The sequence below is a fragment of the Paenibacillus sp. S25 genome (assembly GCF_019454085.1).
Classification (GTDB): Bacteria; Bacillota; Bacilli; order Paenibacillales; family Paenibacillaceae; genus Paenibacillus; species Paenibacillus polymyxa_B.
Genome location: NZ_CP073683.1, coordinates 2,689,538 through 2,708,810, shown reverse-complemented (window position 1 = coordinate 2,708,810; position 19,273 = coordinate 2,689,538). Strand labels below are relative to the sequence as shown.

18 protein-coding genes are annotated in these 19,273 nt (G+C 43.9%); 8 read left to right on the top strand and 10 right to left on the bottom strand.

The window, feature by feature from the left end; all coding sequences use genetic code 11:
- Positions 1 to 25: 25 nt before the first annotated feature.
- The gene (locus KAI37_RS11950; RefSeq protein WP_220031341.1) at positions 26 to 544 is read left to right on the top strand and encodes an NAD(P)H-dependent oxidoreductase; all 519 of its coding nucleotides are present in this window, start codon (positions 26 to 28) and stop codon (positions 542 to 544) included.
- A gap of 88 nt (positions 545 to 632) precedes the next feature.
- Here the strand turns inward: KAI37_RS11950 and ectB are convergent, their stop codons facing one another.
- Entirely contained in the window at positions 633 to 1,895 is a 1,263-nt protein-coding gene (gene ectB, locus KAI37_RS11945; RefSeq protein ID WP_025721790.1) for a diaminobutyrate--2-oxoglutarate transaminase, read from the bottom strand.
- Positions 1,896 to 2,489: 594 nt separating this feature from the next.
- Here ectB and KAI37_RS11940 point away from each other — a divergent pair.
- Positions 2,490 to 3,176, top strand: coding sequence for a response regulator transcription factor (locus KAI37_RS11940; protein WP_076294767.1), 687 nt, complete (start codon positions 2,490 to 2,492; stop codon positions 3,174 to 3,176).
- A 5-nt stretch (positions 3,177 to 3,181) separates the two neighbouring features.
- Here the strand turns inward: KAI37_RS11940 and KAI37_RS11935 are convergent, their stop codons facing one another.
- The 6 genes from KAI37_RS11935 to KAI37_RS11915 all read right to left on the bottom strand — a co-directional run bounded on the left by KAI37_RS11935 (position 3,182) and on the right by KAI37_RS11915 (position 12,452).
- Positions 3,182 to 5,743, bottom strand: a complete 2,562-nt coding sequence (locus tag KAI37_RS11935) for a response regulator (protein ID WP_220031340.1) — start codon at positions 5,741 to 5,743, stop codon at positions 3,182 to 3,184.
- Positions 5,744 to 5,887: 144 nt separating this feature from the next.
- Positions 5,888 to 7,888, bottom strand: coding sequence for a methyl-accepting chemotaxis protein (locus KAI37_RS11930; protein WP_076294769.1), 2,001 nt, complete (start codon positions 7,886 to 7,888; stop codon positions 5,888 to 5,890).
- Between the two features lie 400 nt (positions 7,889 to 8,288).
- Positions 8,289 to 10,355 (bottom strand): thioredoxin domain-containing protein, encoded by a 2,067-nt coding sequence (locus KAI37_RS11925; RefSeq protein ID WP_220031339.1) that lies wholly within the window; start codon positions 10,353 to 10,355, stop codon positions 8,289 to 8,291.
- A 93-nt stretch (positions 10,356 to 10,448) separates the two neighbouring features.
- Positions 10,449 to 10,634, bottom strand: coding sequence for an ATP-binding cassette domain-containing protein (locus KAI37_RS26685; RefSeq protein ID WP_146088521.1), 186 nt, complete (start codon positions 10,632 to 10,634; stop codon positions 10,449 to 10,451).
- A 118-nt stretch (positions 10,635 to 10,752) separates the two neighbouring features.
- Positions 10,753 to 11,724 carry an alpha/beta hydrolase fold domain-containing protein gene (locus KAI37_RS11920; protein ID WP_220031338.1) on the bottom strand — a complete coding sequence of 324 codons (972 nt, stop codon included), beginning with the start codon at positions 11,722 to 11,724 and terminating at the stop codon, positions 10,753 to 10,755.
- A 455-nt stretch (positions 11,725 to 12,179) separates the two neighbouring features.
- Positions 12,180 to 12,452, bottom strand: a complete 273-nt coding sequence (locus tag KAI37_RS11915; RefSeq protein WP_220031469.1) for a CD3324 family protein — start codon at positions 12,450 to 12,452, stop codon at positions 12,180 to 12,182.
- Between the two features lie 400 nt (positions 12,453 to 12,852).
- Here KAI37_RS11915 and KAI37_RS11910 point away from each other — a divergent pair, with 400 nt between their 5' ends.
- Positions 12,853 to 13,575 carry a TetR/AcrR family transcriptional regulator gene (locus tag KAI37_RS11910; RefSeq protein WP_220031337.1) on the top strand — a complete coding sequence of 241 codons (723 nt, stop codon included), beginning with the start codon at positions 12,853 to 12,855 and terminating at the stop codon, positions 13,573 to 13,575.
- 26 nt (positions 13,576 to 13,601) lie between these two features.
- Positions 13,602 to 14,348, top strand: a complete 747-nt coding sequence (gene map / locus KAI37_RS11905) for a type I methionyl aminopeptidase (RefSeq protein ID WP_023988527.1) — start codon at positions 13,602 to 13,604, stop codon at positions 14,346 to 14,348.
- 216 nt (positions 14,349 to 14,564) lie between these two features.
- Here the strand turns inward: map and KAI37_RS11900 are convergent, their stop codons facing one another.
- On the bottom strand, positions 14,565 to 15,059 hold the full coding sequence (locus KAI37_RS11900) for a DUF2798 domain-containing protein (RefSeq protein ID WP_025718943.1): 495 nt from the start codon (positions 15,057 to 15,059) through the stop codon (positions 14,565 to 14,567).
- 298 nt (positions 15,060 to 15,357) lie between these two features.
- Here KAI37_RS11900 and KAI37_RS11895 point away from each other — a divergent pair, with 298 nt between their 5' ends.
- Positions 15,358 to 15,888: a DUF4303 domain-containing protein gene (locus tag KAI37_RS11895; protein ID WP_220031336.1), complete on the top strand. Its 531-nt coding sequence runs from the start codon at positions 15,358 to 15,360 to the stop codon at positions 15,886 to 15,888.
- A 102-nt stretch (positions 15,889 to 15,990) separates the two neighbouring features.
- Here the strand turns inward: KAI37_RS11895 and KAI37_RS11890 are convergent, their stop codons facing one another.
- Positions 15,991 to 16,701: an alpha/beta hydrolase gene (locus KAI37_RS11890; protein ID WP_076294775.1), complete on the bottom strand. Its 711-nt coding sequence runs from the start codon at positions 16,699 to 16,701 to the stop codon at positions 15,991 to 15,993.
- 60 nt (positions 16,702 to 16,761) lie between these two features.
- Positions 16,762 to 17,487 (bottom strand): RNA polymerase sigma factor, encoded by a 726-nt coding sequence (locus KAI37_RS11885; protein ID WP_220031335.1) that lies wholly within the window; start codon positions 17,485 to 17,487, stop codon positions 16,762 to 16,764.
- A 200-nt stretch (positions 17,488 to 17,687) separates the two neighbouring features.
- On the opposite strand from KAI37_RS11885, the gene clpP reads away from it, so the two are divergent.
- Genes clpP through KAI37_RS11870 form a run of 3 tightly spaced genes read left to right on the top strand, consistent with a single transcriptional unit; the run spans position 17,688 to position 19,252 of the window.
- Complete coding sequence (gene clpP, locus KAI37_RS11880; protein WP_220031334.1) at positions 17,688 to 18,272, top strand: ATP-dependent Clp endopeptidase proteolytic subunit ClpP; 585 nt, start codon at positions 17,688 to 17,690, stop codon at positions 18,270 to 18,272.
- Between the two features lie 59 nt (positions 18,273 to 18,331).
- Entirely contained in the window at positions 18,332 to 18,538 is a 207-nt protein-coding gene (locus KAI37_RS11875) for a hypothetical protein (RefSeq protein WP_076294779.1), read from the top strand.
- 48 nt (positions 18,539 to 18,586) lie between these two features.
- Positions 18,587 to 19,252 carry an MBL fold metallo-hydrolase gene (locus tag KAI37_RS11870; RefSeq protein WP_220031333.1) on the top strand — a complete coding sequence of 222 codons (666 nt, stop codon included), beginning with the start codon at positions 18,587 to 18,589 and terminating at the stop codon, positions 19,250 to 19,252.
- Positions 19,253 to 19,273 lie beyond the last annotated feature (21 nt).

Here is a 19,273-nt window from a genome sequence, read left to right as displayed (position 1 = left end):
AAGTTCGAAGGAGATGATTTTTTAAATGTCAACCCTCGTTATTGTCGTTCACCCTGATCTTGCGGAATCTCGCATTAACAAAAGATGGGTGCAAGAACTCAAGAAACAATCTGACGTGACCGTTCACAACCTGTATGAAGTGTATCCTGATGAGCAAATCAATGTCGCCCAGGAGCAGGAACTGCTAGAGCAGCATGACCGTATCGTTCTGCAATTCCCTTTTTATTGGTACAGCACTCCTTCCCTACTGAAAAAATGGCTGGATAAGGTTCTAACCTACGGCTGGGCTTATGGAAGCGAAGGTGGCAAGCTACAGGGTAAAGAGTTGTTGATCGCCTTGTCTGCTGCCAGCGTTGAGGAAAATTATCAACATGACGGACGGAACAGGTATACGATCGAAGAGCTGTTGAGACCTTTGGAAGCTACAGGCCATATGATTGGTGTCAAATTGCTCCCTTATTTCGTACAATATAGTGCTACAGTATTGACCGATGAGCAACTAGAGCAATCCGCACAAAAATACGCGCAAACGGTTATTTCTTAATTTTTTACTAGAAAGCCCCTTGGACGGTGCCTACCATAGCTGCTTTACAGCAGACGGCAGCTCCAGCCAAGGGGCTTTACTGATCGATTTACATCGTAACCAAGGTACTGGTTACCTGTGCCATACTTTCTTTAATAATGTCGCAGCCCTTACGCAAGTTCTCCAAGCTTATCGTTAACGCTGGCATGATTTTAATTACCGTATCGTTACGCCCAGCACGTTCAATAATAAGTCCTCTACTAAAGCAGAGAGTCGCTACCTCCTTGGCGAACGCTTCTCCCAGATGGGATACATCAATCCCCCAGATCAGTCCCATGCCGCGAATTTCAATAAGAGGATCTATCGATTGGATATGTTCACGCAAGAACTGCTGAACAAAAGCCTCTTTTTCCTTCACTTGTGCTTCCAGCTCTACCGTATCTCTGAACTCCAGCGCAGCCTTTGCCCCGACGAAAGCAAGCTGATTTCCACGGAAGGTGCCGTTATGCTCACCCGGACTCCATATATCCAATTCTGGCTTGAGTAGCAACAGAGACATTGGCAATCCGTATCCACTGATCGATTTGGATAAAACAACCATATCCGGAACGATTCCTGCCCGCTCGAATGAGAAGAACGAACCAACCCGGCCGCAACCGACTTGAATATCGTCAACAATGAGCAAAATATCATGATCATCGCACAGCTGTCGCAAATCACGCAGCCATTCGGTATCTGCAATATGAATACCGCCTTCAGCCTGTACCGTTTCCAAAATGATCGCGGCAGGCTTTTCCACACCCGAATGGGTGTCTGTTAAAAGCTGCTCCATATACAAAATGGTATCCATTCCGTTAAATGTACTGTTATAAGGTATAAAGGTAACATTGTTCAGGGGAACCCCTGCGCTCTCTCGCATGGAGTTGTTGCTGGTAATAGATAAACTACCCAGCGACATTCCGTGGAACGCGCCCATAAAAGCGAAAATACCATTTCTATTTTTCACCTTGCGTGCAAGTTTCAGAGCTGCTTCCACTGCATTGGTTCCGGTCGGTCCGCAAAATTGCAGTTTATAATTCAAGCCCTTGGGCTGGAGAATACGCTCTGAAAAAGACTCCATAAACTCTTGCTTGGCCGTCGTGTACATATCCAGACCATGCATAATCCGATCGGAAGTTAAATAATCCAAAATCCGGTTTTTCATAAAATCATTATTATGCCCATAGTTCAAAGCCCCTGCCCCGGCAAAAAAGTCAATGTAACCCTTGCCTGCCTCCGTGTACAGTACATCGTTTTTAGCTTTGTTGAAAACAACTGGAAAACTTCTGCAATAGGATCTTACATTGGACTCCAGCACTTCGAATGTGTTCATGATCTCTCGTCCTCCCGCTGACCTGATTTTAGAAAAATACAAGCATGGAAAGCAAAAAAAAAAGTAAATATGTAATCTAAATGAGAAGACAGTCTGAATTCACAATGGGATATCCACACCAAAGAATCATAAGTACGATCGCAAGAACAATTAAAGTACGAAAATTAAATACAAAGATAGCACATTGAGAGTAGGTTAGTAGAAGATTAAATAGTGGGTTTTTCTAAGAGGCCTATCAGAGGATGTCAACTCCTATGTAATAAAATACCATAATTTTCATTTAAGTCAATGCATGTTTCTGAGGTGTTTTGTTAAATTATTGTAATTTATCATCAATGGCTTGTAGTATATTGTTAAAATAAAATGAAAAATGTCGTATTATAGAAATAAATCTCAAAAATAGTACATTTCCATATCAAATAGATATACATCTGGACTAATTGTCCACAGGATTGCCACAACAAACCTGATCTTTTGACAGACTGTCCAAAGGAGTTTACTCTAGCAACAGGACCTGCCAAAAACTTGTTGTAAACATTGCAGTTATCCTAACTATTTGGCTCGAATTTGATAGAAAGATAAGGAAATATGATCATGTCTAATGTTTTGATTATTGAAGATGACAATATGCTGGGAGATACCCTTTCCTTGTATTTAACAGGAGAAGACTACAACGTTACTCGAGTGGAACAAGCGTCTGAGGGTATTGCCAGGCTTAAGATCGTACAGCCCGATATTATTTTGCTGGATCTGCTGCTTCCAGATTTGGATGGCGTGAATCCCTGCCCACTGATACGCAAGCATACGGACGTCCCCATCATCGTGATTTCTACAGAAAACAACATATCAGAGCGCATTCGTACACTTACGTTCGGAGCAGATGATTATATTTGCAAGCCTTTTAGTATGCAAGAGCTAAAAGCACGGATAGAGGCTCTTTTTCGTCGTATTGAAATCACGCGCTTACAAGGAAGAGGCAGAGCACCTGAACCTGAAACGGGCATTACTTTGGATCTAGCGAGAAGAATGATTACCGTTAACGGACAGAATGTGGAGACAACATATTCAGAATTTGAGCTTATGAAGCTTTTTTATTTGAACCGGGGAATTGTATTCAGCAGGTATGCTTTAATTCAGGCTCTCCGTGGCACAGACTCCTTTATTAACGAGAGGGCCGTGGACGTACATATTAACCATTTACGCAGAAAAATCGAAAAAGACCCTAAGAAACCGCAATTGATTAAGACCATCTGGGGAATCGGCTACAAATTTATGCAATAACACGGTCAGCTCCAAGGAAGTGATGACTTGATTTGGTTAATATCCTTCTGAACCGTGCTCAGATGCTCTTTCCAGTCTGGATACAGTTCTCCTGTTGAGGTTTCATTGCTGCGCTTCAATGCTTTTTCCAGCTCTATAACCTTTGCCAGCAACTCAGGCGCGCACAGGTTCCCCGTTCCTCCCTTAAGCGAGTGGATTAATCGAAGAGCAGAAGATAACTGTCCATTGTCCATTTTTCTCACAACTCTTTTATCGAGATACTGGTATTCTTGTATCCATTTGTAAAGGGCAAATTGAAAAATATACACCTTGCCATCCATACCTGCTATCGATTGCTCAGCGTGAATACCATGTAAATCTTGCAGCCACGCTAAATTAATCCAGCTAGTTAACACTCTAGCAGCGGTCAGTTCATGGACAGGCTTGAGCAACACGGCATTAATACCGGCACGAAGACAAACTTCCTGTTCATGCTGCACAGCATCAGCGGTAAAAGCGATAATGGGAAGCCTGTTAAAAGCTTTGTTTCTCCGAATATGTCTCGCCGTCTCAAAACCATCCATCTCTGGCATATGCAAATCAAGCAGCACCATATCCCAGTAACGCAGTTCCAGTAACGCTATTAGTTCTCTTCCGTTCGTGACCATCGTTACCTCAAAGTTACGCTCTGCAAAAAACTCGGTAATCACCACCTGGTTAATTTCGTTATCCTCTGCTATGAGAATTTGATACTTTTGTGTTGTATCCCCTATCTCATTGCGGGAACTCATCGTCGCATGAGTCTCCAGAGTATTACCATCTGCAGGCACTGACTGTTCCTTCTTCCAGCAGAGAACCTCCAGCAGAGCGTTCCGGGTAACGGGCTTGGACAAAAAGGCATCCACACTATGATCCATGTCCCCTGCAGCTATTTTTTCCATCTGAAACACGGTTGTAAGTCCAATGATCTGAGTTATCTGCCTATCCAGCATTTGAAGCCACTGCCTCCGGGAGTCCAGTTCTCTCAAACCTTCCATCCCCATATCAATGATAACATAATCAAAATGCTCACCCTTTTGAAAAGCATCCACACTTTCTTGGAAGGATGAAATAGTGAATGTTTTTAATCCCAAGTCTTGCAGTAGTTCGTTCAAGCTGTATCTCACCAGTTCATGCTGCGCAACAATTAAGGCTTTGCCTTTGATTTGTTTTTCTATTCGTGTGCTTCCTACATTCAATTCCCCAGTTTCCAGCTCGACATTAAAGTAAAATTGACTGTACTCTCCTAATCGGCTTTTCACCTCTACTTTCCCGCCCATAGCTTCAGCCAAATGCCTGCTAATGGCCAAACCCAGCCCAGAGCCACCATATCTGCGGCTGGTTGATGTACTCGCCTGGATAAAAGGGACGAATAGCTTGTCCATACACGTCTCGGAAATTCCTATGCCCGTATCTTCTACCATAAAAGAAACGCCTACTCGCCCTTCCTGCTGGCTTAGCATTTTTACCTGTAACAATACATGTCCCTGATCCGTAAACTTGATGGCGTTGGTCAGAAGATTTGAAAGCACCTGCTCCATTCGAAGCGGGTCTCCCTTAAAGCTTTTCGGTAACGCCGGGTCCGTTATAAATACGACCTCTATTTCCTTATCTTCAAGTAAAGTTCCAACGGTATCTGCGAGATGACGAAGCATTTTTTCCGGCTCGAATTCTACCTTTTCCAGTTCCAGACTGCCGGCTTCCATTTTGGAAAAGTCCAATACGTTACTGAGCATGGATGAAAGGGTACGAGAGGAAGCGAGAAGCTTGTGGAGGTAATCTCTTTGAACGGCAGTCAGTTCAGTCTTATTTAACAGCTTTGACAGACCGATGATTCCATTCAGCGGGGTGCGGATTTCGTGACTCATATGAGCCAAAAAAATGCTTTTCGCACGGTTAGCCTCGTCCATCTCCATTCTTTTCTGCTCTGAGGCTTTATACTCCGTAATGTCCAACACGTGACCGATAACATGCCTAGTAATCCCGTCCTCCATAACCGGATGTAAGGTAATAAGAGCCGAATATTCCCAAAAATCCAATTCAAATACGGTCCGATCACCGAACCAGGCCTGTTTGTAGTATTGGCAAAGCTGCTCCATCGTTTCAGAGGAAAGCTCCAAAATGTCCCCAAGACGCTTCACATGCTCCCTTTTATTGTAGTTGACTTGCATATTCAGACCCACGCGCTCCAGCAATTCACCTTCAAGCAGCATATAATAAAATTCATCACCACGTTTCTCCAGTCTGAATGTAAAGCCAGGTTGAACCCGAAATAAATTCAGCAGATCACGGTCTTTGTTTAACAAACGTTGTCCATATGTATACTTAGCGGTGGTTAAAGTGTGCACAAACAGAGTCATGAACATTAGACCCATCCCTAACTCTAGCACGCAGGTCAACGGTGTTTTATCGCTTATGCCAAAACATAAGAACAAAATTCCCGCTCCTCCATAAAATACACCTGTGATCGCCTGACGAACAAGTTGACGCTGAAAAACCAAAACTAACAATAATATCACGATAGCACATAGCACTAAATCTCGAACCAAGTGTTCGCCCCCTTATAATCTTCCATTTTTTGTACGACCTATCAAAAATACAAAAAACTCAGGACAGATTCCTTATGCCATAAGGCTTAAAGAACTGTCCCGAGCATTCATTGTACTATAGATTCCATAAGGTTCAAGCTCGTTTTAATATTTGAAACGACTGATCATCATCTTCAAATCAGCAGCCATCGTCGAAAGCAACTGTGCAGAAGCTGATATTTCCTCCATGGAAGCCAGTTGCTCTTGTGAGGAGGCAGCAACTTCCTCAGATGTGGCGGCATTACCGGTTGCAATCGTCGCCAGCTCGTTGGCTGTCGCTGCGATTTCTTGTACACTGGCTGATATTTGCTCTGCAATCGCAGCGACCTCCTCTACCTGAGGTGTTGTCTCTCGAATGCCTTCCATCGCATAACCCAGCTTGACAATGGTTGCTTTGGAAATCTGTAGTCCATCCTGCACCTCAGTCGTGACCCTGTCCATCGTCTTCACTGTTGTTTCGGTTTCATGCTGAATTTCGGCAATCAAGGTGGCAATCTGTGTGGCGGATGTCTGAGACTGCTCTGCCAGCTTACGCACCTCATCAGCAACGACGGCAAAGCCTTTTCCATGATCGCCCGCTCTGGCTGCCTCAATAGCTGCATTCAATGCCAGCAGGTTTGTCTGATTGGAGATATCGCCGATAACCTTCGTAATTTCACCGATTTCATGAGAGCGGGCTTGCAAGGTTTGAATCATCTGGTTGGAACGCTCTACTGATTGATGAATGGAATTCATTTGCTCACCTGTCTGCTCAACAGACTTTCGTCCTTCCTCGGCTTGCAAGGCAGATCGTTTGGCCAAATCAGCTACCGAAATCGATCGTTCAGCAATTTGGGTGATCCCTTGTGCAATTTCATCCAGGGCCACCGAATTATTTTCCAGCCCTGTAGTCTGCTTCTCTGCACCACTGGCAATTTCTTGCACAGCCTGGGACACCTGCTCGCTTGCAGCACTGGTTTGTTCCGCGCTTATTGTGAGTTCATTCGAAGAAATTGCGACATGATCTGCACTGTTCCCTACGTTCTGAATGACAGATCGCAAGTTATTCTGCATATTTTGAAATGCCACTCCTAATTCTCCGATCTCGTCCTCGCTCTTTACTTGAATGTCCTGTGTCAGATCTCCGGCGCTCACATTTACCGCTTGTTCTTTTAACTTTAAAATCGGTTTGATGATGGAACGAATCAGGAAATAAACAATGATAATACCAATCACAAGACAACCGACGATGGTTAGTAAAGTGCTGATCAAAATCGGTCCTGCTGCTTCATCGACTTCAGACAAATACAGCGTTCCGCCTATCTTCCAGCCAGTCAGCTTGTTAGTCGCATAGTTCATATATTTGGGCTGGCCTTCATACTCATACTCGTATTCACCAGTATCGCTCTGAAACATGCGTGATTCAGTATCTGTAATTTTGGTGCCTGCTTCCTTCGTCGGATGAACAATGTAAGTATGGTTGCTGTCCAGCAATATAGCATAACCCTCATGACCTACTTTAATATTGTTCAACGTCTCTTTAATACCACTAATTTTCAGGTCAATGCCAATAACACCCGATCCATCTGACGTTGCCCTGGACACTGTAACCGTCATTTGCTTCGAGCTTGCCGAAAGATAGGGAGAACTAATCGCTGTCTTTGCTTGCTCTTTTATCGCTTCATCGTACCATGGTCTGACCCGTGGATCATAATTGTCTGGTAATTGCTTCTGTGGATAGGATATAAATTTACCATCCTTCGTACCATAAGAGATGGATTCTGCTTCAGGATGAAGTGCAGCATATTGCTTGAAAAACTCTTCCAGTTTGGCCGCTTGATCCTCCGTCTCTACCCGATTGCCTTTTAGTCTTTCTGCAAAATATTCTGCGTCATGTACCTTAGGCTCAATAGTACTTTCAATAATAAAATTAGTGCGGATGATAGCCTGCTCGGCACTTTCTTCAATCTGGTTTCGAATCTGCTGACTGGCGCTCACAAACGACAAAGCCCCCACGATCATGGACGGCAAAATCAGAAATGCAATAAAGGCGACCATTAGCTTCGTTTTAAAATTTTTGCTGAGCATCCTTGCGACTAGCCACTTTTTTCCCGATAACTTCTTCATTAATAAACATCTCCATTTCCTAACCTGGATTTCCTAACCAATGGTGAACCTCTTCGTCTTGCCGATGATGACAATCACCCGACAGACTCTCTTTCACATTTTTCACATCTGCTGCTAAAACGCTTGGACATAAAAGATATAAACACGCTAGTTAAATAGGTATATGTACTTATTTTCGAAAACAGCAAGGCTGGTCGGAACCGGTTCTTTGATATAATATACCTAAAAAATATTAAAAAAAATGCGTAACACATGTTAAGAAAATATTAGTTTCATTTCACTGTACCTACCTCTTAACATGAAAATAATCCTCTTGAAGGTAGCAAACATAGGGTCATTTTCGAAAATCACCATATGCTTACTGCCCCCAAGGGGATTAGATTCGATCGCTTTATTCAGCTCAATCCAACAACACCTTCAGATCTTCAAGCCTGGTAACAGGTGCCTGACAGGTAAAATGCTCACACACATATACGGCTGGTTTGCCTTCCACAAGATCGTAATCACGGATATAAGAAACCGTCTCTGCAATCTCCGACTGTCCTTCATCCTTTAAAATAACGACCGTATTCGGCCTGAACCCAGCTCGAACCGCCTGAATGAACTGTACGGTCTGCGGATCGTCCCTATGACCTACAATCACAATCTCCTTCGTCGTTCCCGTCGCATACAACAACGCGCTGAGCAACGCGGAGTGGCCTGACGGATAATGAGCAACCATACCGCCAAAAGCCTTAAACTGCTTGGCTGCATAGTTCTCTAATCGAGATTCACCCGTTAGCCGCGCAAGCCTCACAAAATTATAGGCCGCAATGCTATTTCCCGACGGAATCGCACCGTCATCAATTTCTTTAGGCTTGGCAATTAGCTGCTCACTATCCGACCCATAAAAGAATAATCCGTCCCGTTCCTCATCCCAGAACAAGTCGATCATATTTTGATTGAGCGTCAACGCCCGTTGCAGATACTCTATATCGAAGGTCGCCTGGTATAACTCGATCAAGCCCCACACATAAAAAGCATAATCATCTACATAACCGGGATAAGCTGCTTCTCCGTCCCGATAACGTGCCAACAGCCGTCCGTTCTCCTGTCTCAAATGGTTCCACAAAAACGTCTCAGCCTTCCGAGCTTGCTCTGTATATCTCATGTCTCCAAAAGCTTGTCCCGCCTTCGCCAGAGCAGCAATCATCAACCCGTTCCACGAGGTCAAAATCTTGTCATCTTTGTGGGGATGAACCCGCTGCTCTCTGGCAGCAAACAGCTTGGCGCGTAGCTCACTAACCCGCTGCTCCAGTTCCTGCTCAGTCAAGTCATGCTTGATCCCATAGGCTTCCAGATTGATATCAATCAGGTTTGGAATGTTATGGCCTTCAAAATTTCCGTAAGGTGTAATTCCATACAAATCATTGAAAAATGCGGCATCCTCATCGCCCAATACAGCCCTTACCTCGGAATCGTCCCAGACGTTGAATCTCCCCTCTTCTCCTTCGGAATCTGCATCCTCCGCCGAATAAAAGGCACCACCTGCATCCGTCATGTCTCTTGCAATATATGTAAAGATTTGTTCTGTAATCCGTCGGTACAGTTCCTTGCCTGTCACCTGCCAAGCCTCTGTATACGCGATGGCCAACAGAGCATTGTCATACAGCATTTTTTCAAAATGCGGCACCAACCATTTCTCGTCCACGGAGTATCGTGAGAATCCCATGCCTATATGGTCGTAGATTCCGCCCCGGGACATCGCATCCAGCGTCTTCTCTGCCATTTCCAGTGCCTGTTGATTCCCCGTATGCTGTGCATATCGCAGCAAAAAAGACAGGTTATGCGGAGAAGGAAACTTAGGAGCTTCCCCGAAGCCGCCATATTCCTTATCGAAGGTATGGCTGTATTCATGGAAAGCTTTATTCAAGCTCTGTTCATCCAGTTCACCGCGATAACCTGCAAGCAAGTCCTGCCGCTCATGCTCGATAAGCACCTGGTCACTCAGCTCCACCAGCTCTTCGGGCTGTTCTTTCCACCGAGTACCCACCTTGTCCAGCAGCTCCAACAGTCCGACACGGCCAAATTTCTGCTCCTTGGGCAAATACGTCCCCGCAAAAAAAGGCTTCTGATCCGGCGTCATCAATATCGTCAGTGGCCAGCCTCCATGCCCCGTCATCGTCTGGCAGATGGACATATAGATATGATCCACATCTGGACGTTCTTCACGATCCACCTTAATGGATACGTAATCCCTGTTTAATACCTCAGCTACTTCTTCATCCTCGAAAGATTCTCTCCCCATTACATGGCACCAATGGCAAGTGGAATAGCCGACAGATAGGAAAATAGGCTTGTTATTACGCTTAGCAATTTCAAAAGCCTCATCTGACCAAGGGAACCAATTTACCGGATTGTGAGCATGCTGTAGCAAATACGGTGATTTTTCCTTGGCTAGTCTATTCGGTTTGCTGCTCGTTGTCATGGGACATCACCACTTCCGTAGTTGGATTTTATGCTTGGTACTATTTTACCCTAAATGAATGGTAAAAGTCGGAAGGGATGAAAAAAGATAATATCAGATTAAAATTAATACAATGTTAAGAAGTATCAATACATCAGGTAGTACACCATTATCCCTCACCCTCACCGGCTCATCCAGCACGATCAACTTGAGTTTTAACGCAATCACCTTGGCGACATTGACACACTGAGGCTGGCCGCCGCTAAACTGATGACTCTCAACCGTCGATAAATTGTTTATTCAGATCATAAGTAGGTATGAAAAAGCACTGATGGATATTCTCCATCAGTGCTTTATTTACTGCAGTCGTGCTTTATTTACTGCAGTCGTACCTTATTAGAGTTTAACATTATACTCATTAGAATATCTCCAGAGCTTTCAGTAAGGCGTATTCACTTGTTCTAGCCCCTTCTTTTGAAAAATGCGCATCCGGAAACGCGGGAGACATATGATGGTACCCGGGATAGACATGTAATTCCACTAAGACACCATCAAAGGCCAGTTGTTTTGCAAAAAATAAGGCTTCATCAATGAATAAATCAAGGGTACCTATATTTATATAAGTTGGTGGTAACCCGGCCAATGACTTAGCACGGGCCGGCACATAATACTCACTTACCTCCTCCTGACCCGGTTCATCCCCCAATACAGATTTCCAGCCAAAATAGTTGCTTTGTTTTGTCCAAATAAACTCTCCTGCGTATGGATGCTCTGGTGCGGTACTTGTGCGATCATCTAGCATTGGCCTCATTAATCTTAGATGATGGATTTCGAATTCCTTCTGATCACGAATGTACAAGGCTAGGCCAGCCGCCAAACCGCCGCCAGCGCTGCTGCCCCCTACGGCAACTTTCTGAGTATCTATCCCTAACTCTTCCGCGTGTTCAATACACCATTTTAGGCCCGAATAACAATCCTGTAACTGACTTGGCTGTACATGCTCTGGTGCTAGGCGATAGTACACAGATACACAACAAAAACCATGTTGTGCAGCAAGAGATGCATTAGCAGGACGATCCACGACTGGACTTCCTAAGACCATCCCTCCTCCATGTATCGAATAATATAGAGGCATCTTATGATGCTTTGATTGTTTGGGCTTAATGATTTCTAACTGAATATCTGGACCCCTAAAATAACTTGACACTACCTTTTTTTCTAATGTAATAGGGAACATCTGCCTTACATCTATTTGTTGCATCATTTGAGATTGATTTTTACGTGCTTCCATTAGTGTAGATTCGGTAAGATCGGTTGTTGGTATTAAATCAACTGCACTGATAATTTCTGAATCAATCAGATGTCTACTTCTACTTTTTTGCTCCCCCATAGTAATCGTTTCCCCGCTTTCTTGTTTTAAGACAATGAATCAATACATAATTCAATTGTTGCTGTCGTTTATATTCATATTTTAAAGATTAAAATAAGCTTTATAAATGAAAACAACGATTTAGAATCATTTTTGGCATAAAAACAATAATGAAAAATGAAGTACAGCCTTTGAAATAGAATGGGTCTGTTGGATCATCGAGGGAGCGTGAGCGGAATTTTGGGAACAAGAACGGTATGTAAAAAGTTCAAGAGAGAAAATGAAATGCCAAAAACGTATTTCGGAATCTGGATGTGGGAGCTAATGCGAACACACATCAAAACTTTTGCCAAATAAAAAAGACGTGACCGGATTGGTCGTTCACAGCGATCATCCGGTCACGCCCTAAGCTCACCACGTTATGAGGCCAAAATTAAATTCATTGACGCGGGTAGAGTACCACGTCACTTTACAAACTAGGTATTTTTATGTGAATAAACAATTTTCTTAATGGTTTCGCTAGAGAGAAAAAACTCCTTAGCTAATTGCTCGATACTGTTGCTATTTTGAAAAGCATTTCTGATTGCGGCATTTCGCTGTTCAAGCAACCTTCTCCCGCCACTCAAACTGCCCCAATCCATATATTCCGTTTTTGGCTTAGGAATATACAGAGTCTCTCCTTGAACATATTTTTGAATTTCCATAATTAGTTTTTGAGGTAAAACTTTTGTAGCATTCGTATATTTCAATTTTGCTCTCCCCTTATTTTGATTCTTTAAAATAAGGTACAAAGCCAAAAATATTAAAAAAGCTTGTTCAGCGTTAAAAATTGTTTCGCCCCATACAAAGTAACGCTTTCCTAATAATTGGCTTTGCATGAGTGTAAGAAGTCACAGACAATCCCAATAGATTCTCCACCAGTAGGCACCCCCTTTTACCTCGCAAGTATAGCATAACTTCTGTTCCCTTGGGACCAGCTAAATGATATCAGTACAATCAAACCATTAAAATTGAGCTGATATATAACTGATCTTCATTCGTTTATGAGGTGTTGCCGGGACTTTTGTTTGCCCGACTCTTGTTATTCGCAAGCCAATGTTTTATATTGACATAAGAGTAGGTCAAAAACAAAAGAGGTGAACGGACAAGATGTCTCCACGCACGAAGGAACAAAACGAAGAGATCCGGTTGCGGCGTCTGGCGCAAATCCGGAAAGCCGCTGCCGATGTATTTTTGAATAAAGGGCCTTTACTGGAAATCCGCGATGTGGCTGTGCAAGCGGGACTTGGCTATGGCACGGTATACCATTATTACAGCAATAAGGGCAATTTGCTCCACGATCTGCTATGGGACGCGTTGGAGCGGGCCGGGGGATGGCTGGAGGCCCCGCGCACTTCGGCTTCGGGGGAGGCGCCAGCGGGCGGGCATTTCGGCTTGGCTGCTGTGGCGGACACCGGGAACTCGGCTGCCGCGGATTCTCAAAGCGGAAGCCGTGAAACGGCCGTTGCCGCAGAGCTTGGCCCCGTCGCCGCCGCCGGCATTCGGCTGCTACAGCTTTGGGCGGAGGACCACGCCCTGTACCTGCTGCATAAGCTGGCCGGTGAGGGCTTTGCCTCGCTGCCTGAAGTGCGCTCGGCCCCGCTCTCGGCCGCCTTTCGCCGGGAGGTGCTCGCGCCGCTTGCCGCGCTGCTGGAAACCGGTCGTGCGGCGGACGGGACTGCCGCTTCCGGCGGAAACGCGGCGGAGCCGCCGTATCGGCTACAGCGCGCGGAAATGCTGCTGGCCGCCTTGGTCGGCTGCGCCTCGCTTTCGCTTCGCCGCGGAAAGCTGCACGAGGAGGCCATGGATATCGTCCGGTTTTTAAAATTATAGAATTGATAAGGAGCGAATAGACAAAGATGATCATTTTAAAATCACCTAGGGAAATCGAAGAGATGAAGCCGGCGAGCCAAATCGTTGCGGACTGCTACCGCGAGGTGGCCAAACTGATCGAGCCTGGGATCACCACCCGGGAAATCAATGACTTTGTTGCCAGACACATCACCAAACTGGGCGGCAAGCAGTTTACGAAAGGGTACAACGGTTTCCCCGCCGAAACCTGCATTTCGGTCAACGATGTGGTGGCCCACGGCATTCCTTCGAACCAGGCGCTTATGGACGGCGACTTGCTGAAGCTCGACATCGTCGTGGAATACGGCGGATGGTTCGGCGATTCGTGCTGGTGCTATGCGGTGGGCAATATCCGGCCGGAAGCGCAAAAATTAATGAAGGTGACAAAGGAATGCTTGGATCTGGGGATCGCCCGGGCACTCCCGGGGGGCCGGCTCGGGGACATAACGTCGGCAATTCAACAGCATGCGGAATCAAACGGGTTTTCGGTCGTACGCGATCTGCTGGCGCATGGGATCGGGCGAAGCCTGCACGAGGAGCCAAGCTACGAGCATATCGGCGTAGCCGGCAAAGGCATTCGGTTAAAGGAAGGCATGGTGTTTACGATTGAACCGATGATCAACCAAGGTACGTTCCGTATCACGATCGACGACGATCAGTGGACGGCGAGAACGGCCGACGGCAAGTTGTCAGCGCAATATGAGCATACGATCGCAGTTACGTCGGACGGACCACTGATTTTAACGGCCCAGTAAGCATAGAGGCGAACGGACGGCAATGCGTCATTTTAGGAAATAAGTCGCCGCCCCGGCCTGCTTGGCCTGACGAAAGTTCGTAATCCGAAACGCGAAAAAGCGCTGGTTCCAGCCTGGGACCAGCGCTTTTTTTACATGGTTTGTAACTTTACCGATTTACGAAAAACCACGTTGTTATGCGGTTTTTTATTATGACTTTGGTATCGTGTTACGGATTTACACCCTCTCTTGGCTAGCCTGTCTTGCGTGTATTTTTTTCATTGCAAATCTTGCTATTGGCTGAGCAATCAATAGCTCAATCCAAAATGCTACACCAAAATTTCTAAACCAACTATGAAAGAAGTTCTGGAAGGGTTCTAGGCTTATTTGTTTCGTACCCACCCAAGTTCCTATAATGGTTAGAAGAATAGATAAGACCGCAACGTTCAATAAAGTATTCAATAAAACTCTAGCATTAAATCCATCTGTTTGTCCTACAAATTTGGGTATCACTTTACCCACTAACGGTCCCGCAACCAATCTTACTAACAAAACAACGATAATCCACATAAACGGAATAATCTTTAGTGTTTCTAAATAATTTTCTTTACTAAAGCCGCGCTCCAATCCCATAATAATCGGGGCGATCGTGTTTACTGAGATAATTGAAATAATCAATAAAAATAATATACCTTCTTTTGCGTTTTGAGGCAGTCTTTCTTCCTTATACATATTGTTTCCCTCCGAAATAAAAATATTTCAGATGGTAGACGTATCATGCGACATATATTTTTGGTCATTAAAACTAATACCAATATCTCTACACACTGATCTAATAATTATAACAACCTTTTTTAAACAAATGAAAGGATTTCTAAAACATTTTTTCTTCCAGTGACATTCGTAAACTATGACGATCCTTGGACTGTCGCTACAAGAATAGAAAGAGAATAACGGCAGGCTACACGAGTCGTGCTAATAATGTAATATATAATCAAGCATAAAACTCATAAAGGAGTATATGAACCAGATGAGCAATTTTCTGAATGAATTTGAGGAAAGATTTAGGGCAGGATTTTCAGAAGATTTCAAAAGCATACTGGAAGAAGTGAAGAATGAGAAAGTTTACAGTTGCGCTTTTGGGACAGACAGCGATTTTGTTACTTTGTTTCTTGCTGTTAATACGGAGGAATCACTTGCTAAACATATCATAAACATGAAAGCCCAAGGCCTGTGCGACAGCAAGGAAGATGAAAATTATTATAGATGGGGATTTTGCGAATATCAATATGGCGATGCAACACACTTGAATCATATTAGCAAATTTCTGTATGCAACCGAAAATGTGTTGGACTATAAAGATGAAATGATAAAAATTATGGCCAAGGTAGTTAATGAAACAGACGATGCACTTTTTAATCAATTTGGCCAATCCAAAGAAGATATTATTTTCTTCGTGTCCATGACGGATGATGATATGGCTGAGGAACTGGAAGATCAGTCTGTAATTCAGATGACAAACGCCAAACTAGTTGATGGCTTCTTGCATCGTTATCAATAGAAATACAGTTTGCAGCAACTCATGAACAGTCATCTCCTCCCTATTTTTTCTCACCAATTACAATGGGAAGCAGTGAGATCAACTCCTTGCTTCCCATGATGCTTATTTTGCGGTTAAATGTTCTTTCAACCACTGCCTATAAAACTGCAGTTGCTCTTTGGTGTGAAAATAATGCCTTCCATGTTCCATCACTTTTAGCTGACAATGAAATCGGCTTGCAAACGTAGATATGACATCATATTCACACAAGTCATCTTCAGAGCCATAAAGAATGGCAGTTGGCTTATTCCATGTATCAATTGGGTGTGATTTAACATAGCAGTAATAATCCCAATAAAGTGTTTGCCCAATGGGTGTAGATATTTCTCTTTCAACTTTTAATCTATCCTCACTTACACTGAACCATGTCATCATATTTTTGATTATTCTCTCCATATCGAGCACTGGAGAAAGAAACAAGCATTGCCTAAGTGGGAAATGTTTATAAGAAAGCAAACTAAAATACGCCCCCATGCTACAAGCGAAAATACTAATGTCATCCCATTGCTTTTGTGTGTAACGTATGATGATGTCAAGATCATGAACACAATTTTGAACTTCACAGACGTAGGCTTCTTCTTTGCGGTCACCATGTTCAGGCAAATCAAAACTGATGACTTGATACCCCTGTGCCGTTGCTTCTTCTGCAAAAATAACGATCACATCATCTGCCTTGTTTGACATATTACCATGGATAGCTATAAATAGCTTATCTGATTCACCGCCCCACAAAATTGCCGGGATGCCCTCTATTTTCATTTTTTGCTTTATCATTACTTTATCCTCGCTTAAAAAGCCTGATATATGTTGTCTTTCTGGTCAAGAAAAACCAAACTACGCCGCTATCATACTCATGGTGTGGGAATGCGTTTGTTTTACTGAAGCGAGACTCCGGTGCAGCTTATGATTGACGATTCCGATCACCACGTCCGGCTCCATTTCATCCTGATGGGAGAGCATAACCATTGCTGCAATATCTCCCATCTGATATGCTGCCGTCAACGCCCTTAGAAAAGTCTTCGAGTTTTCACTTTCCGGTAAGGATAACTCTCCTTTGAGGAGATCCTCCCTAACTGCTCCAAGCGATTTTCGTGCCCGGTGGAGTGCAACTTTTACCGCTCCCTCCGTTGTTTCAAGCATGTCGGATGTCTCACGAATCGAATATCCAAACACATCTCGCAGCAAAAAAACAGTTCTCTGAAGCGGAGATAAATGTTTCATTAAGGACTGCAACGCTATCTCGATTTCAAAAGATCCATGATCGGGTACAGTTACTTTCGCTTGTTCCCTATTCAATATCCGAGTGTAGACTGCTTTTCTCCGTATGTCATCAATCCAGGTGTTCTTAGCAATCCGTAGCAAAAGCGCTTCGGTATTTGTATGCTCGAAGCTATTTAACTTACCTAATGCTTTTGTCCAAGTGTCCTGAGCCAGTTCTTCCGCATCCCAAGTTGATTTCGTAAGCGACAGACAGTAACGTTTCAGGACCGCCTGTAATTCCTCCAAGTTCTCGATGTTTATTATATTATCTGTCATTTGTATAGAATCATCTATGCGCATAGGTCCTCTCCTCCACGGTCTTATTCTGCCCTTTCCTAGAGCAAAGCCATTTGCTACCTCCAATGTAAACGAACAAGTGGTTGTAAAAGTTACAGCATTTACGCAAATCGTTTTCCCATTGAAACCTCCGTATCTTTTTACGGCCTCGGTTCGTTTACAAGGAGAAATCAACTGGAAACAGGAAATTGGGGGTATAAAAAATGAGTGTTTATGTGCCTTATGTTGTCGAGCAAACCGCTCAGGGTGAAAGATCGTACGATATTTATTCAAGACTATTAAAGGATCGTATTGTGTTTGTCGGGGCAGCCATCGATGATCATTTGGCTAACAGTATTATTGCTCAATTATTGTTCCTAGCGGCAGAAGATCCGGAAAAAGAAATTTACATGTATATCAACAGCCCGGGTGGCTCTACTTCCGCAGGATTTGCCATTTATGATACGATGCAGTACATCAAACCCGATGTGCACACGATATGTACGGGATTTGCTGCTTCGTTTGGCGCGATCCTTTTGCTGGCGGGCGCCAAAGGGAAACGTTCGGCGTTGCCGAACAGTGAAATCATGATCCATCAGCCGCACGGTGGCGCACAAGGTCAGGCCAGCGATATTGTGATCAGCGCAAAACGAATTTTATGGACTCGTGAAAAGGCAACCCGTATCACAGCTGAACGGACCGGGCAATCTTTTGAAAAAGTCGAAAAAGATATGGACCGGGATTTTTACATGTCCGCTCAGGAGGCACTGGAATATGGTGTTATTGATCAAGTGATAACTTCTTTGTAGAGTATGCTCAAAACCTAATGATCTGCAAGAAACTTCAAGAAATAATACGAGGTGATATCATGTTAGCAAGCTTACAAGGCAAGGAAGTAACTATTCATTTTATAGATGGGACAAATGTATGCGACGGGATATTGGATCAGATTGACGACAAGTTCGTTAAATACCTTACGCAATATCAGACGCTTGTTATTCCTATTACATCCATTCGCACCGTATCCATTGACATTAAGGAACGGCAACGCCACAGAGTTGGATTCGCCCCATGAACCTATTTTAGCATGGGTGGCAATTACATTGTACGGAGGCCCGATATTATGGAAATTTCACAGGGAGTAGAAATGCTTCAGCTAGATTTTCATGGGAATATAATTCACCCCATTCTTTTGTGGGATCGAGAAATGGCTGTATTAATAGATACTGGATTTCCCGGGCAAATGGAAGATTTACGCGTGGCTATGGAAAAGGTAGGCGTGTCGTTTGACCAACTAAAAGCTGTGATTTTGACGCATCAAGATGTGGATCATATAGGAAGTCTTCCTGAGATTTTGCAAGAGTGTGGCAGTCATATTAAAGTCTATGCACACGAACTGGATAAGCCGTATATTCAGGGAGATATCCCTCTTTTAAAAGATGGTCACCTTGTGAATCCCCCGAAGGGGAAAGTGGACAATACCTTAATAGATGGTCAGGAACTGCCGTTATGCGGCAGGATTCGCGTCATCCATACACCTGGGCATACCCCTGGTCATATCAGCCTTTATTTAAGGCAAAGTAAGACTCTTATTGCCGGGGATTCGATGTACAGTGTAAACGGGATTCTCGCAGGAATTCATGTCCCGACCACACCAAATATAAATGCAGCTCGTCTCTCATTAAAAAAGTATTTGGATCTCGACATTGCATCCGTAGTTTGTTATCACGGGGGATTAAGTAATGTACATGTTAATGATCAGATATTAGGACTTACCCAAGGATTATAAAGTTAAATTTCCAGCAAGCTA

What these genes read in the sequence shown, in the direction of transcription:
- KAI37_RS11950 (WP_220031341.1), top strand. Translation starts at nt 26, where the DNA reads ATGTCAACCCTCGTTATTGTCGTTCACCCTGATCTTGCGGAATCTCGC.
- ectB (WP_025721790.1), bottom strand. Translation starts at nt 1,895, where the DNA reads ATGAACACATTCGAAGTGCTGGAGTCCAATGTAAGATCCTATTGCAGA.
- clpP (WP_220031334.1), top strand. Translation starts at nt 17,688, where the DNA reads ATGAGTGTTTATGTGCCTTATGTTGTCGAGCAAACCGCTCAGGGTGAA.
- KAI37_RS11870 (WP_220031333.1), top strand. Translation starts at nt 18,587, where the DNA reads ATGGAAATTTCACAGGGAGTAGAAATGCTTCAGCTAGATTTTCATGGG.
- KAI37_RS11930 (WP_076294769.1), bottom strand. Translation starts at nt 7,888, where the DNA reads ATGAAGAAGTTATCGGGAAAAAAGTGGCTAGTCGCAAGGATGCTCAGC.
- KAI37_RS11875 (WP_076294779.1), top strand. Translation starts at nt 18,332, where the DNA reads ATGTTAGCAAGCTTACAAGGCAAGGAAGTAACTATTCATTTTATAGAT.
- KAI37_RS11910 (WP_220031337.1), top strand. Translation starts at nt 12,853, where the DNA reads ATGTCTCCACGCACGAAGGAACAAAACGAAGAGATCCGGTTGCGGCGT.
- KAI37_RS11920 (WP_220031338.1), bottom strand. Translation starts at nt 11,724, where the DNA reads ATGGGGGAGCAAAAAAGTAGAAGTAGACATCTGATTGATTCAGAAATT.
- KAI37_RS11885 (WP_220031335.1), bottom strand. Translation starts at nt 17,487, where the DNA reads ATGCGCATAGATGATTCTATACAAATGACAGATAATATAATAAACATC.
- KAI37_RS11890 (WP_076294775.1), bottom strand. Translation starts at nt 16,701, where the DNA reads ATGATAAAGCAAAAAATGAAAATAGAGGGCATCCCGGCAATTTTGTGG.
- KAI37_RS11900 (WP_025718943.1), bottom strand. Translation starts at nt 15,059, where the DNA reads ATGTATAAGGAAGAAAGACTGCCTCAAAACGCAAAAGAAGGTATATTA.
- map (WP_023988527.1), top strand. Translation starts at nt 13,602, where the DNA reads ATGATCATTTTAAAATCACCTAGGGAAATCGAAGAGATGAAGCCGGCG.
- KAI37_RS11925 (WP_220031339.1), bottom strand. Translation starts at nt 10,355, where the DNA reads ATGACAACGAGCAGCAAACCGAATAGACTAGCCAAGGAAAAATCACCG.
- KAI37_RS11940 (WP_076294767.1), top strand. Translation starts at nt 2,490, where the DNA reads ATGTCTAATGTTTTGATTATTGAAGATGACAATATGCTGGGAGATACC.
- KAI37_RS11895 (WP_220031336.1), top strand. Translation starts at nt 15,358, where the DNA reads ATGAGCAATTTTCTGAATGAATTTGAGGAAAGATTTAGGGCAGGATTT.